This is a genomic window from Streptomyces sp. NPDC127177 (assembly GCF_042672475.1).
Taxonomy (GTDB): Bacteria; Actinomycetota; Actinomycetes; order Streptomycetales; family Streptomycetaceae; genus Streptomyces.
In genome coordinates this window covers 477839-491945 of sequence record NZ_JBHXUW010000001.1, presented here as the reverse complement: position 1 = coordinate 491945, position 14107 = coordinate 477839, and the positions used below count along the sequence as shown (strand labels likewise).

General features: G+C 68.9%; 14 protein-coding genes and 1 pseudogene. 6 read left to right on the top strand and 9 right to left on the bottom strand.

From position 1 onward, the window contains the following. Positions 1 to 83: 83 nt before the first annotated feature. From ACFVJX_RS02125 to ACFVJX_RS02115, 3 genes are all read right to left on the bottom strand, one after another. Positions 84 to 722, bottom strand: a complete 639-nt coding sequence (locus ACFVJX_RS02125; RefSeq protein WP_384125029.1) for a TMEM175 family protein — start codon at positions 720 to 722, stop codon at positions 84 to 86. Between the two features lie 177 nt (positions 723 to 899). Then, positions 900 to 1640, bottom strand: a complete 741-nt coding sequence (locus ACFVJX_RS02120) for a class I SAM-dependent methyltransferase (protein WP_384125031.1) — start codon at positions 1638 to 1640, stop codon at positions 900 to 902. Positions 1641 to 1949: 309 nt separating this feature from the next. Next, positions 1950 to 2354 carry a hypothetical protein gene (locus ACFVJX_RS02115; RefSeq protein ID WP_384125033.1) on the bottom strand — a complete coding sequence of 135 codons (405 nt, stop codon included), beginning with the start codon at positions 2352 to 2354 and terminating at the stop codon, positions 1950 to 1952. 52 nt (positions 2355 to 2406) lie between these two features. Here ACFVJX_RS02115 and ACFVJX_RS02110 point away from each other — a divergent pair, with 52 nt between their 5' ends. Beyond that, on the top strand, positions 2407 to 3465 hold the full coding sequence (locus tag ACFVJX_RS02110) for a phosphotransferase family protein (RefSeq protein ID WP_384125035.1): 1059 nt from the start codon (positions 2407 to 2409) through the stop codon (positions 3463 to 3465). Between the two features lie 35 nt (positions 3466 to 3500). Then, complete coding sequence (locus ACFVJX_RS02105; RefSeq protein ID WP_384125037.1) at positions 3501 to 3752, top strand: hypothetical protein; 252 nt, start codon at positions 3501 to 3503, stop codon at positions 3750 to 3752. Between the two features lie 445 nt (positions 3753 to 4197). On the opposite strand, the gene ACFVJX_RS02100 is transcribed toward ACFVJX_RS02105, so the two are convergent. Next, entirely contained in the window at positions 4198 to 5208 is a 1011-nt protein-coding gene (locus tag ACFVJX_RS02100) for an aldo/keto reductase (RefSeq protein ID WP_384125039.1), read from the bottom strand. Positions 5209 to 5557: 349 nt separating this feature from the next. Between ACFVJX_RS02100 and ACFVJX_RS02095 the strand changes: the two genes are divergently transcribed. Both ACFVJX_RS02095 and ACFVJX_RS02090 read left to right on the top strand, forming a co-directional pair. Then, on the top strand, positions 5558 to 6091 hold the full coding sequence (locus ACFVJX_RS02095) for a DinB family protein (protein ID WP_384125041.1): 534 nt from the start codon (positions 5558 to 5560) through the stop codon (positions 6089 to 6091). A 312-nt stretch (positions 6092 to 6403) separates the two neighbouring features. Continuing rightward, entirely contained in the window at positions 6404 to 6919 is a 516-nt protein-coding gene (locus ACFVJX_RS02090) for a hypothetical protein (RefSeq protein WP_384125043.1), read from the top strand. A 259-nt stretch (positions 6920 to 7178) separates the two neighbouring features. Here ACFVJX_RS02090 and ACFVJX_RS02085 read toward each other — a convergent pair whose 3' ends face one another. Beyond that, entirely contained in the window at positions 7179 to 7346 is a 168-nt protein-coding gene (locus ACFVJX_RS02085; RefSeq protein ID WP_384125045.1) for a hypothetical protein, read from the bottom strand. Positions 7347 to 7749: 403 nt separating this feature from the next. Here ACFVJX_RS02085 and ACFVJX_RS02080 point away from each other — a divergent pair, with 403 nt between their 5' ends. Both ACFVJX_RS02080 and ACFVJX_RS02075 read left to right on the top strand, forming a co-directional pair. After that, positions 7750 to 8346, top strand: coding sequence for an SRPBCC family protein (locus ACFVJX_RS02080; RefSeq protein ID WP_384314325.1), 597 nt, complete (start codon positions 7750 to 7752; stop codon positions 8344 to 8346). 82 nt (positions 8347 to 8428) lie between these two features. Beyond that, positions 8429 to 8509 (top strand): annotated as a pseudogene (locus tag ACFVJX_RS02075) (MarR family transcriptional regulator); the annotation flags it as partial. Between the two features lie 193 nt (positions 8510 to 8702). Here the strand turns inward: ACFVJX_RS02075 and ACFVJX_RS02070 are convergent. The 4 genes from ACFVJX_RS02070 to ACFVJX_RS02055 form a co-directional block, all read right to left on the bottom strand. After that, a complete protein-coding gene (locus ACFVJX_RS02070) occupies positions 8703 to 9956 on the bottom strand; it encodes an amidohydrolase (RefSeq protein ID WP_384125049.1) in 1254 nt (417 codons plus the stop codon). A 117-nt stretch (positions 9957 to 10073) separates the two neighbouring features. Then, complete coding sequence (locus tag ACFVJX_RS02065) at positions 10074 to 11216, bottom strand: cytochrome P450 (RefSeq protein ID WP_384125051.1); 1143 nt, start codon at positions 11214 to 11216, stop codon at positions 10074 to 10076. 111 nt (positions 11217 to 11327) lie between these two features. Further along, positions 11328 to 12383 (bottom strand): MDR family NADP-dependent oxidoreductase, encoded by a 1056-nt coding sequence (locus tag ACFVJX_RS02060; protein WP_384125053.1) that lies wholly within the window; start codon positions 12381 to 12383, stop codon positions 11328 to 11330. Then, positions 12380 to 14077, bottom strand: a complete 1698-nt coding sequence (locus tag ACFVJX_RS02055; RefSeq protein WP_384125158.1) for a phytoene desaturase family protein — start codon at positions 14075 to 14077, stop codon at positions 12380 to 12382. The genes ACFVJX_RS02060 and ACFVJX_RS02055 overlap by 4 nt, the downstream gene beginning before the upstream one ends. Between the last annotated feature and the right edge of the window lie 30 nt (positions 14078 to 14107).

Here is a 14107-nt window from a genome sequence, read left to right as displayed (position 1 = left end):
ACTCGGTCGGCCGAAGCCACGGGGCGAGGGCAGGGGCCGAGGCCGAGGCCTCCCATCTGGCTGAAGCGCGCCCGGGCCGGTACTCACCCGGGTGGGAGCCGATGCCGGTAGCGGCCGAGGACGTAGTGAGCGGGGATGAGCGTCAGCCAGAACCACATGGATGCTTCCGTGTTGACGAAGGCCAAAGGAACGGAGAGGCCAAAGATCAGAACACTTGAGGCGAGCTGCGAGGTGAACCGGCGGCGGGCCACGGCGGCGGATGACGCGGGCGAGGGGTGCACCTGGTGTTGCGTGAGCAGCAGCAAGGTGGCGTGCACCGCATGGATCGCGGCCATGACACCCGCGTAGAGGGCGACAGCTTCGGGCTGAGAGGCGTACTCGGCCAGCAGCCCGGTGGGAAAGGGCAGCAGAGCTACGAGGCCGAGGCCGAGAAGGGTCAGCCGGGTGACCACGAGCGTCTCGATGGGCAGCGCGGTGAGGATGCGGCGGTGGTCGCGCCAGAATCCGGCGATGAGGGTGAAACTGAGCGCGAATGCGCCGAGGCTGGGCAGCGCATCGCTCAACGCCTTGTGAAATGCGGCATCGTCCAAGTGCCCGGGAACCGCCACATTGATGACGAGCAGTGTCATCGCGATGGCGTATGTGGCATCGGACAGTGCGATCAGGCGTGCCACGCCCGGGGCGCTCTCGTGCGAGCGCGTCTCTGCCGCTGGGTCCGTCATGTCGACGACAGTAGGGCTTTCCGCCCTGGCTTTGACGCATCGGCAGGGCTTGGGCGACCGGCATCCGTGGCCCACGAATTCATGATCGGGCCCGAGGGGCGGGTTCGGGATCGACGGCTACCGCTGGACACCGCTGCACGTCTGAGGTCAGGGCTGCGCGGCGACCGGTGGCGGTACTTACGGTCGGTGGGTCACCCAGAGCATCTCTGCCGGCCAGCGGTGTGCCCAGTCGGACGGCTCGGTTTGGTTGTAGCCGTTGGCTGTTCCAGGTTCGGGGCGCGGCTCGATGAGGTCGTCGATGACGAGACCTGCGCCCCGCAGGACCTTGATCCAGTCGCCGTAGGTGAGCTGATAGCTGACCGCGCCCCGGCCTTCGGCGATGGTGTCCAGCCCGAAGTAGTCCTGGTGCAGCGTCGTGGTTGCGCGGCCGGCGGCTTCGTCGTAGCAGGCTTCGAACCATGGGCTGGCGACGTTGAACACCAGGCGCCCACCACGGCGCAGGATGCGTGCCACCTGCGGGACGGCCAGGCGCGGGGGCGCCCAGCTAAGCCCGCCGTAGTCACAGAACACCAGGTCGAAGCTGTCTGCGGCGAACGGGAGCTGTTCGGCGGCGCCTTGCACCAGCGGGTAGCGGGCCGCTCCCATCGCACGAGCTGCCGCGGCGAGCTGGGCTTCGGACAGGTCGAGTCCGACGACGGCGGCGCCCTCGGCGGCGAGCGCCCTGGACCACTGTCCGGCGCCGCAGCCGAGTTCGAGGACGCGCTTGCCGGTGACGTCGCCCAGGGCGTGCAGGTGCGTGTCGGGGATGGCGTACGTGCCCCACAGCCGGGGCGTCGCGCCGATCTGCGGGTCGTGCTCGTGCTGGTAGGCGCTGCTGATCTGGTTCCAGAACCGCCGGTTGGCGGAAATGCTGTCCACGCGCCGACTCAAGCACTGCCTGCCGGGGCGGTCAACACGATTGCGCTGCGCCCGGGAAGGCTCACCGGTGCACAGGTCTCCCGCTGACTGCCGATGCGATTGGGGCAAAGCCTTGGTGGTGTGGTGCACGAAGGTGAAGGATGTGAGTGCTGCCATGTCTTTCGGCATCGTATGGGCCTCCTGTGACCACGCATCAGCGCCGGAGCGGCGGCCAGGGCTCCTGGACCACCTTTCTATGAACGGCGTCGCCGCTGCTCGGCGGACTGCACGTGGGACCGGATCCCGCTTCGTCGTCCACGACGGAAACACTCAGCAGGCGTCAAACGCGGCCTGGAGCGCATCAGCTGTGGAGGCTATGACAACCGCCTCCCCCTGGATGTCCGCAGGAAGATGACGGCGGTCGTCCTCATGGAAGATCAGCGCCTCACCGCCCTGGGGCACGATCGAGGCCCCTAGGGCTGCCGCCAGCCGAGCAAGCACGCCGAGCATCGCGCCGCGGGCGAAGTGCGTCGCCGTCACGCAGGTCATCCCGGTCTCACTCCGGGATTCGTGGTACACGTCCGCCTCGCCCCCGTCCTCCGCACGGAGCTGGGAGAAGCCCTCCTCCAGGCCGCCCGCCACCACGTAGGGCTCCGTCACCTGTCGGAACCGTTCGGCGTCCAGGGCGGCGACCTCGCCGTCCACGAACCGGAGCAGGAAAATGCTGTAACTCACGGGCGTACTGTGCCACGACCATGATCCGCCGGACAGGCCTAAGCTGATCCGCATGGTGAACCAGCTCCCGTTCGACGAAGTGCTGCGCTCCACCGTGGGCATCCCCAAGCAGAGCAAGCTTCTGGACAGCAGTCCGCGGTCACGGGTGTGGCGGGTCCGGCTGGCTGACCGGAGTCTGGTGATCGTCAAGCAGATCGTCGACGGCGGCGACACGGGCGCGGACGCGGACACGCGCTTCGCACGGGAGGTCACCGGTCTGCGCCTGGCGGAGCGGGCGAGCAGGCCCGCCGTGGCTCCCGCCGTGCTCGCCACTGACCTGCCCGCGCGGGTCCTGGTCCTCGACCACCTGGACGACCTCGGCAGGACGGACGACTGGATGCCGGGGTACGCCGCCTCGCTCGCCCGACTGCACGCCCTGACCGGACCCGCCGACACGGGCGCACTTCCCGCCTGGTCAGGGCCCACAGCCGCCGACGCGGAGTCCTTCCTTACCCTGGCCCGGGCGCTCGACGTGCCCGTCCCGTCGGCGGTGACCGATGAACTCACAGCCCTCCTGGACCGGTTGGGGTCCACTTCGCATCATGCGCTGCTACACGGCGACCCGTGCCCCGGCAACGACCTGCGCACCACCGACGGTGTCCGCTTCGTCGACTTCGAACGAGCCTCACTGGGCAACGGACTGGTCGAACTCGCGTACTTCCGCATCGGCTTCCCCACCTGCTGGTGCGCGATGTCGGTTGCCCCGGCCCCACTCGCGGAGGTCGAGGAGATCTACCGGACCACCTGGCGCGGCCTCACCGGCACGGATGTGCCGGGCGACCTCGCCGACGCGTGCACCGGCTGGCTGATCCAGGGAGACGCGCTCGTCGAGCGGGCACACCGTGGGACGGTCGACCAGCTCGCTCGGATACCCACCGAGGACTTCGAGTGGGGCTACGTATCCGCCCGCGAGCGGCTCGTCCACCGCCTCGGCGTGGTCGCCGACATGACCCGCGACCACGACCACCTGCATGCGGTGGGCCGCCTCAGCTCAGCCCTGGCCGTGCGTCTGTTGGAATGCTGGCCGAATCTGCGGCCGCTTCCCGCGCACGACACCCGCCCTTGGTACTGAGGGCAGGACGACAGCGGTTTCGGGTGGTGGAGAACGTGAGGAGAGCCGTACGGGTTGGCACCTGGCTGCGGACGGCTCAGCAGGACTTCCGGCTGCGTGAACGCCGTGGCCATGAACGCCTGCGGGCCGAGGGCGAGCGGGCCGGATCTCAGCTGGTCTTCACCGACCGGTTGATGGCGACCCTGGTGGTGCTGACCACGGTCCACGACTGGAGTGCAAGGGACGCGTCAGTGCAGGTTCCGTTCGTCCTGCGCGAAGCTCTTCGGCGGCCGTGGAGAGCAAGGTAATGGTGAGTCACCCGTCGCCAGGCGGGACGTGCCTGCCAGCATCGCCGTACGGCTTCCGCTTTCACGCACCCTGATGTGTGAGCAGACGTCCCGGCACCCCCGCGGTCGTCGAGGCTCCGTCCCGTCCCGGAGGGTTCCGGAGAGTTCCGCCGGAACAGGCGAGAACGTTGTGCCCAGCGCCTACGGCAGGTTCAGTTTCGCCGAGGCTCGGAGACTCCGCGGGTAGGGGCACAGCGTCATGGTTGACGGGCCGGCCGTGCGTCCCAGCGTCGGCTGGTCCAGGCTTCGTGGACTGGGCGTCGGACCAGGTGGTCGCGGTCGTCAACGCGAGCAGTGCGTTGACGACGACTGCCCGACCGTTCCGTGCAGGACAGGGTGAAGTTGAAGCCGCGGCCCGGTGCAGGCCGAAGGCCGAGGACTCATCGAAGGCCGGCGGTAGCACGGACTACCGGGAGCCCGCCACAGGATGCGGCTTGTAGAAGGACTCCTCCAGGTAGGCGACCTCGTGCGGCTGGTAGGGCTCCTCCAAGTAGGCGGCCTCGTCTTCGTCGAGTACGACGTCCACCGCGGCGACCGCGTCGGCCAGCTGAGCCGGCTTGGTGACCCCGACAATGGGCGAGGTCACCGTCGGGTTGCGCATGACCCAGGCCAGGGCGACCTGGGCCGGGGACAGGCCCCGCCTGCCCGCGATCTCGTGGACGCGCTCGGCCACTGCCTGGTCCTCGTCGCGGTAGAGGATCTTGCCGCCCTCGTCGGTCCCGGCACGCGCCGTGGCGGTGTCCCGGACCCGCGTCAGCCTGCCCCGGGCCAACGGGCTCCACGGGATCACGCCGATGCCCTGGTCGGCGCAGAGCGGGAGCATCTCCCGCTCTGCTTCCCGGTGGATGAGGTTGTAGTGGTCCTGCATCGACACGAACCGGGTCCAGCCGTTCAGGTCGGCCAGGTACAGGGCCTTGGTGAACTGCCAGGCGTACATGGAAGAGGCGCCGATGTAGCGGACCTTCCCGGACTTGACCGCGTCGTGAAGCGCCTCGAGGGTTTCCTCGATCGGGGTGTCGTAGTCCCAGCGGTGGATCTGGTACAGGTCGATGTAGTCGGTCCCCAGTCGCTTCAGAGAGGCGTCGAGCTCGGCGAAGATCGCCTTGCGGGACAGCCCGGCGCCGTTCGGGCCGGGGCGCATCCGCATCCAGACCTTGGTGGAGAGAACGACCTCATCGCGCCGGGTGAAGTCCTTGACCGCCGCGCCGACAATCTCCTCGCTGCTTCCGGCGCTGTACCCATTGGCCGTGTCGAGGAAGTTGACGCCGGCCTCGATGGCCTGCTTGATGATGTCCCGGCCGGCGTCCGCTCCCAGCGACCAGGGCTCGCCGCCCCTGTCCGGCTCGCCGAAGCTCATGCAGCCGAGGGCGATGGCGGAGACTTCCAGTCCGGTCGTTCCGAGCTTGGTGTATCGCATGCTTCCGAACCTAGGAGTTGGTGTGCGCTCTAACGCAAATTCCGAGGCGTGGGCAATGCTGGACCTGCCGGGCGACTAAAGCTTGTCCCGTTAAGTGATCTCGTGGTCGATGGGGATGCGTTAGCACCTCGCACCGAAGCTCGCCCTCAACGGATAACCGAGCGGGGCACGCTCCAGCCGGGCGAGCCGGCGCATCGTCAAGTTTGTGCGCCAGTGGACCGCGACCAGACCCCGCGGCCGTCCGCGGCACGCTTCTTCCGGGATCCTGCGGCGCACCACAGTCACCAGCTTGCTGAAACTGCGCGGAATCATCCCGGTGAACGCTCCGCACCCACGCTACGTTCGGGGGATGCAGCAGCCTCCGGAACAGGTCCCCGCCCTACTCGATGGCCCGGGCGTCGAGGTTTCCGACGCCCGGGAACTGCTCCTGGATTACCTGGAGTGGTATCGCGAAGCCCTGATGCGAAAGGTCGAGGGACTCTCCGACGACAAGCTCCGTACGTCGGTCGCACCGCTCGGTTGGTCGCCGCTCGGCCTGGTACAGCATCTTGGCTGGGTCGAACGCCGCTGGATGCGCTGGGGGTTCGCAGCCCAGGACGTCGTCGCCTATCCGTCCGGCGGAGACGCCGAGGAGTGGACGGTGGCACCCACCACGTCCACCGCCCAGGTCGTCGCCGCCTACCAATCGGAGGTGGCCATGGCGAACTCCCTGACGGCGTCTGCCGTTTTGACCGAGAAGTCACGCCTCGGGGGCCGTTTCAAGACACCCGACCAAGCGCCCTCGCTCGGGCGGATCCTCTTCCATCTGCTCCAGGAGTACGCCCGGCACGTCGGGCAGCTCGACATCGCGCGAGAACTCATCGATGGCCAGACCGGCGAGTGAGCCACCTGTGACTGCCGAGCCATTGCGGGACAAGCTTTAGACCGGCCGACGAATTCGGATCGCCGACCGTGACTCCGCCCCCCTGCCCGCGGCACCCCGAAACTGATTGCAGCCCGGCCTCCCGTTTCCGACGGATCCGGTGTGGCTTTTACCGTCGACCTCTTCCTTCTCTCCGGATTTGCTCGCCCCGTCGTGCGCTGCTCCATTTCGGCGAATTATGAGTGCGAAGCGATCCGTTCCGTTATGGAGGGCGGTTATCTGGGGGGCGCAATCGTGCCCGGACACACGACGGACAAAGGTGTGAGGCAGGCGATGACCGATATGGATCGCAGGAGCATTCTGCAGCTGACCTCGGCGGCGACGATCGCGGGGGGACTGGTCGTGGGAGCGGGTGGGTCCGCTCACGCTGCGCGCAAGGCCGCCCGTCAGATCGTCCTGAAGGGTAGGCGTACCGGTGCGAACATCCCGGACGTGCTGACAGCCGGAGTGCCATACTTCGTTCGGTACGACCTGTCCGACGAGCAGGGCCGCAGCGTGGGCACCGAGAACGCGCACTGCCTGCCCGTCGCCGTGGGGCTGGACGGATCCTTCGTCATGGCGACGCTGGTCCTGAGCCTGGACGACGGCATGATCACCGCTGCCACCGCCTTCCAGCGGCCACTCCCCGCCCTGACCGAGCCGCCGGTCAACGCCCAGCCGTGGTCCCACAATTTCGCGGTCACCGGAGGCACCGGAGTCTATGTGGGCGCCGCGGGCTCGATCACGATCCAGCATCCCGCGAGGGACGAAGACGTACTCACCATCGACCTGACCGACGATTCGCTGTAAGCGGACCGAGCCGGGCGAGGCGGGTCGGCGGAGTACGGGACCGTGGTTGCGGCAGGGCGGGGCAGGGCCGCGTGCCGTGACGCGTCGGCGGCCCGGTCAGAGCCGCCGACACGCTCTCCCCCGGGCCCGTTGACGCCCATAGGCCGAGGGCGAGCCGCCCACTGCCCCGCCCGATCTCCAGGGCGCCCGCACCACCGAAACGCGCGGGCACGACCAGTTCCCGCTCCTCCGCCGTGCAGGTTCGTCGGTGAGGGCGGTTTCATGCGGCGGGCCAGGGCAGCACCTTGTGTTCCAGTTTGCCGCTGGCGGTCAGGGGCAGTTCGGTGATGGGGACTACCGCGTTGGGAAGCATGTAGTCCGGGACCCGGTCCTGGAGGAAGTGGCGCAGGTCCTTGAGCGACGGGGACCTCTCCGACCGGGATGACATGGGCGACGACCCTCCGGGAAGTCGGTGTCCTGGCCGTGTCGCTGTTCGGGGGTGGGATCAGACCCGTCCGGGTAATACAGACGACGGGATCAGTGCGTCTTCAGACGGGCAGCAAGAACTGGACAGGCGCGGCGCATGTTTTCCCCGCACGTGTCTCTGTTATGGACGTGCAAACGATTCCCCCTCGGTTTGGTCCCTCAAGGGGATCCGGCATGTACTCAAGTTCTGGGTCCCCAACTGACGTCGGCGTCACAGGCGAGACCCGATCACACATGCGCGCTAATCGACGGCGTGTCTGTTACTGGCAATTTATCAACACAGGTTGCCAGGGGGTGAGGTGAGGGCCGCCGTGACTACTGACGTGCGAGGGAGCAGATTGCGACTCCCCACGGTCGGCGACCGAATGGATACCGGGAACGATCGACACCATCACCGCACGGAACGTCATCTCTCAACTGTCGTCATTCCAGCTGCTGTTCATCACGAGGGGCGGCGATTCGGATCACCTGTCGGCTGCCACGGCCGTCAGTTGGGCTCGACGACGCTCCGGTTTTCCATGGAACCGCACGGACAGGAGGGAACGGCCATCGCAACCATCGTTCAGGACACCGTGATCGAATCCAGTGCCGAAGATGTCTGGGACGCGGTCCGGGACGTGGAGGCGGTACACAAGCGACTCATTCCCGGCTATGTACTCGACGCCCGTGTGGACGCCGACACCCGGTACCTGACCGTGCCCGGCGGCGCGGTCATCCGCGAACTCATCGTCAGCATCGACGACGACCTGCGCCGGCTCGCGTACCCGGCGGTCGAGGGCTTCAAGATCCCGCTCACCCATCACCACGCGTCGTTCCTGGTGGTCCCCGAGGGTGCTGACCGCTGCCGGCTCGTCTGGACCACCGACGTCCTGCCGCACGACATGGCCGAGCAGGTCCGGCTCCGCGTCGTGCGGGGCTCCCAGGTCATGAAGGAGACACTGGAGCAGCAGTCGACGACCTGACCGAGGCGCGGGCCGTGAAGGCGAGTTCGCCGGGCGGGCCCCTGCGGCGGATCCTGGGCGAAGGGCCGGCCGCTACCCGGGGGTGGTGCGAGCCGCCGACCTGACCACGGAGGCGGCGGCGAACGCGCCCACGGAAGGGCGGGGCTTGTATGCCGGGATGCGCGCCCTTCCGGTGCCGAGCGCCCCGGTCGCCCGTTCGTGGCACTCCGCGACCATGCCGCGAGTACCGCTGTGGCGGGCGCGTCGCCACTCCTGTCGGCGCGCGCATCAGCGGCACGGAGGCGCACCTGCTCGACGCGCCGGCGCGGGGCATCCACCCGCCGGAGTCGCCTTCTCCGGCGGGTGGCGCACAGTCCTCACGCCTCGTCGAGCCAGGTCAGCGCGGCGACTACCAGGGCCTCCACGCCTGTGCTCAGCGTCGGTTCGACGACGGGCGCGAAGAACGGGGAGTGGTTGCCCGGCAGCTCGTCCAGGCGCCCCTGGACGAGCGCGGCGGTCGTGGACTCCGCTTCCAGACCGCCCCAGAACCAGAACACCGTCGGCACCCCGAGTGCCTCGCCGAACACACCGACGTCCTCACTCGCGTTCACCTGCGGCATCGGCAGGATCCGCTGTCCTCCGAAGTGGCCGGAGAACGCCGCCACCGTCGCTTCCGTGGCCTCGGGATCGCTGACGAGCGCCGGTGCGGAGCCGAACCACTCGAATTCCGGGGGCCGCCGCGCGCCGCTCGTCTGCGACTCGCCCGCCACGATGCGTTCGATCGCGGTGCGGACCAGGTCACGTACGGCCGAGGTGAAGGTGCGTACGTTGATGCCCAGTTCGGCCGTGTCCGGGATGATGTTGTCCTTCGTGCCGGCCTGCAGGCGGCCCACGGTCACTACCGCGGTCTCCGCCGGGGGCACCTCGCGGGCGACGACGCCCTGCAGCCGGGTGACCACGTTCGCAGCCATCAGCACCGGATCGGTCGTGGCCTCCGGGCGGGAGCCGTGGCCGCCCCGGCCGTGAAGCGTGACGTTGAGGGAGTCCGCTGCCGCCATCACCGGCCCGGTGCCGTAGCCGATCATTCCTGCCGGCAGAGGCCCCACGTGCTGGCCCAGGACGATGTCAGGCCTGGGAAACCGCTCGAACAGGCCGTCGTCGACCATCGCACGGGCACCGACCGCCAGCTCCTCGGCCGGCTGGAAGACCACCAGCAGCGTTCCGCCCCATTGCTCGCGGGCCCGGGCGAGCAGGGCGGCCGCGCCGGTCAGGCAGACGGCGTGCATGTCGTGTCCGCAGGCGTGCATCACCGGCACTTCGTTGCCGTCACCGTCCACGGCCCGTGCCGTGCTGGCGTAGGGCAGGCCGGTCTTCTCCTGCACAGGCAGCCCGTCGAAGTCGGCCCGCAGCATGACCACAGGACCGTCCCCGTTCCGCAGGACACCTACCACCCCGGTGCCACCGACCTGTTCGGCGACCTCGTCGAATCCCGTGTCCCGCAGCCGTCGGGCCAGCAGAGCGGCGGTCCGGGTCTCCTGCAGCGACAGCTCCGGGTTCTTGTGCAGGTCCCTGTAGAGGTCGGCGAGGTCCTCGCGAAGCTCCGCGAGACCCGCTGTCACCGTCTTGACCATGTTCCGTCCCCTTCCGCGTGCCGACCCGGGCACCGTACCTCCCGGGCATATGGGAACGCGTGGCGGCAGCCCGGGACGGGGGCGAGGCACATTGCGCGTACGTTCTCCGCCCGCGCCCTACCGAGCCACCAGAAGGCGTACCGGGCTCCGCGAGGTCGTCCCCACACGCCACTGCACGGACTCGGGGAGTTGTGCCAGGCGGAGTCCCGGGAACGCGGCTGCCAGACCGTGCAGAGCCAGTTGGAGTTCCAGCCGGGCCAGCCAGGCGCCGAGGCAGTAGTGCGGTCCCGCGCCGAAGGACAGGGTGGGGGCCTCCAGGGGTGCGAAGAGATCGTCCGCCGTGCTTGCCGGGAAGACGTCGGGGTCCCGGTTGGCCATGCCACAGTCGGCGAGGACCACGGCGCCGGGCGGGATCAGCACACCGCCGACCTCGACGCCCTCGTAGGCGCGGCGGGTGCTCCCGCGGTCGTCGCCCAGCGGAATGCGGTGGAGGAGACGGTCGGCGGCCACGCCGGCCGCCTCCTCGCCGACCGCGAGGAGCGGCCAGGACTCACGCCGCTCCGTCAGCAGATAGAGCAGCGAGTTGCCGAGCATGGTCATCGTGCTGTCGTGTCCCCCCACCACCAGCCCGCACACCAGGCTGACCAGTTGGGCCTCGGGAATGCCGCCCTCCTCGTCGGCTGCACGTACCAGGCCGCTCACCAGGTCGTCCCCCGGCTCGTTCCTCCGGGCGGCCAGCAGCTCGGCGCCGAACGCGGAGAACTCGGCCATGGCCGCACCCACCTCCTCACCGCCCCGGGAGCCGTCGGTGAAGGCGTGCTCGCTCCAGTGACGCATGCGCTCGCGCGCGGCCCCGTCGAGTCCCATCAGCCGGCTGATCACAGCCACGGGCAGCGGCAGCGTGAACCTTTCGACGATGTCCACCGGCTCCCGCTCCAGGGCCAGTGTCTCCAGCAGCTGCTCCACGATCGACGCGATCCAGGGCCGCCACCGGGCAACGGCCCTCGGAGTGAACGCACGGCGCATGGTGCGGCGCAGTCGCAGATGGCCGGGGCCGTCCTGGTTGAACATCAGGTCCGGGTCGTTCACCAGTCCCGGCGCCTGTGACAGTGGGGGCCCGTCCGCCGCGTAGAGCTCGGCACGGCCGAACCGGCTGTCGCTGAGCACCTGCCTCACGTCCGGGTACCTGCTGACCAGCCAGGCCGGGGACCCGTCGGTGAGATCGGTGAGCCGCGGCGGGCCCGGGAGCCCGAACTCCAAGCGGTGGAGGGGGACCAACAACGGCTCGGGAGCAGCACTTTCACTGACTGCGGCGGACACGGTACCTCCAGGCTGTGTACACGTTCGGCGGAATGGGCGGGGAGGGGTTGCTCAGAGTTCGACCAGCACTTTCCCCAGGTTGGTGCCCCGGTCGTGGTAGAGGCTGCCGTAGGCCGTGGGGATGCTGTCGAAGCCGTGGTGCACGGTGTGGTCGCAGACCACCTCCCCCCGCCTCACCCTGCCGCCCAGCTCCGTGTGGAGCGCCTGCCAGTTCGCATCGGTGAACCACTCCAGGGAGAAGATCCCGCGCACCGTGGCGCGCGGGAACATGATGTAGGGCAGGAGCCGGGGCCCCACCGCGTCCTGTCCGACCTGGGTTGCCCACTGCCAGCACACCGCTACTTGGCTGCCGACGTTGAGCAGTGAGAACACCACGTCGGTCACCGCGCCGCCGAGGTTGTCGAAGTAGCGGTCGACGCCCTCGGGAGCCGCCCGGACGAGCGCGTCCCGCACGCTCTCGGGGCTGTCGCCCTGCCGGTAGACGACGACCGCGTCGAAGCCCAGCCGTGCCAGGTACTGCGCCTTGTGCGGACTGGATGTCGTCCCCACCACGCGGGCACCGGCGAGCCGGGCCAGCTGGCCCACCAGGGTGCCCACCGCGCCGGAGGCGCCACTGATCACGAGGGTGTCTCCCGGCCCCGCGGCCAGGAACGTGGACAGGGTGCCCCAGGCCGTCATGCCCGGTCCGCCCATCGCGCTCAGCGCAGTCGACAGGGGCAGCGCGTCGTCGTACCAGGACGGGTCCAGACGGCGGAAGGCGGGGAAGACCATGGGGAAGGTCCCGGTCTGCCACAGCGACTCTTCGCCCGCGCTGACCAGATGGGACCGCCAGCCGCCGAAACCCTGCACCAGATCACCGGGGCGGTGCGCGGCCCGCGGGCCGGCGTCGAGCACTTCCATGATCGAGTCGGCGCCCATGTGACAGCCCAGTGGGGTGTCCAGCGCGATCCCCTGGAGGTAGGGGTCCACCGACACGTAGAGGGTCTTCAGCAGCATCTCTTCGGGGGCGAGGTCCACGTCGATGTCGTGGACGATCTTCTCGTAGATCCGCCCGACGTCGGGAGTACCGCCGATGTGTTCACGGACGACCCATTCCTTGATCTTCACTTCTGCTCCTGTTCCGCACCGGCGGAGTCGAGGGGTGCTGCCGCAGGGGCTCGGTGGGGTGGCCCCACCGCGATGACACGGTGGGTGGGCGGCGGTCCGGACTCGTCGAGACTGGCGGTGAACGTCCTGCCGTCGTCCCGGCAGACGAACTGCATGACGTGGCGGCCGGCGGCCGCGGCCCGGATCAGGCCGCCCGTCGTCGCCCAGACACCTGACAGGTAGAAGTTCTCCAGTCCGGGAAGTCCGGGGCCGTGCTTCTTGACGAGTTCCTCCAGCGTCTCGCCGCTCTCCACGAACGGCTGCCATCCCAGCACCGTCCCGTCGTGGTTGCCGGTGTAGCGGACGTGGGTGAGCGGGCTGGAGACGTCGCGTACCGCGATGGCGTCCTCGATCCCCGGATAGCGCTCCTCCAGGAACTTCACGAGGGCCGTGCGTGCCCGCCGTTTCGCCGCGTAGTAGCCGCGGCCGTGCCGCACCGGCAGGGTGTGGAGCTCCTGGCCGCCGCGCGTGCGGGTGACCCGTTCCGGGCCGTCGTCCAGGGCCCGCCAGGGGGCGATGTCGCAGAAGTAGGTGGCGTACACGACCGTCGTCCCGTCGGGTGAGAGCTCCGGGTAGTGGCGGTTGCGGAACTGCACGTTGATGCTCGGGTGGCGGATCCCGGTCAGTTCGGCGGCCTGTCGCCCGGTCAGCAGGTAGGTCGTGCACGGGTCACCCTCGGGAAAGGCGCGCTTCAGCCCCAGGAAGAGGGTGAAGTAGCCGGGGAACACCATGCCCGGTTCGTTGATGGTGCTGGTGTAGAGCCGCCGGTAGGCGTCGTTCAGATAGCGCCCGTGCAGGAGTTTCATCATGGTGGTGGGTCCGTCGCACGCGGACACGATGATGTCCGCGCGCAGTTCCCGCCCGTCGCTCAGCCGTACGCCGACCGCACGGTCGTCCTCGACGAGGACCTCCTCGACCTTGGTGTTGTACGTGACCCGGCCGCCGAGCCTGCGGTAGCGGCGCTCGATCGACTCGGCGAGACCGAGGGATCCGCCCTCCGGCACTCCTGCGGACAGGTTGGCGTGGGAGGCGAGTTGGAAGTGCGTCGGCAGTACGGGGAAGGCCGGGTGTTTCTCGTACAGGACGAAGTTGAACGCCTCCCGCAGCAACGGGTCCTTGAACCGGGCCGAGTAGTCCGCCATCAGCACCGAGATCGACTTGCGGACCGCGTTGAAGTACGGGACGAACGACGCCAGCATCCGCCAGCGCTCCATGCGCCCCATCAGCCCCACCGGTTTGAGGAAGGGGTAGACGGCCAATGCTCTGCGGAAGGAGCGCAGCTGCCGGCAGAACTCCTTGATCTGTCTCGTGTCGGCGGGCGAGAGCCGGGTCAGGTGGTCCTGCAGCCGGTCGGGGTCGGAGTAGAAGTAGACCGCTCTGCCATCACGTCCGCGCACGATGTTGAACACGTCGAAGTGGCGGACCTCCTTGCCCTGCAACGCGCCGAGCTCCAGCCAGATCTGGTGCATCTCGTTGCCCGGACCGCTGCCGAGCAGCCAGCTCACACAGGCGTCCAGTGTGAAGTCCCCGCGCTCCCAGGCCGTGCAGCAGCCACCGGGGATCTCGTGCATCTCCAGTACCTGTGAGCGGTAGCCGTTCATCTGCGCGTAGCAGCCGGTGGACAGGCCGCCGAGCCCGGCACCGATGATGATCATCGACTTCCTGTCGCGCGATCGACGCGCGGT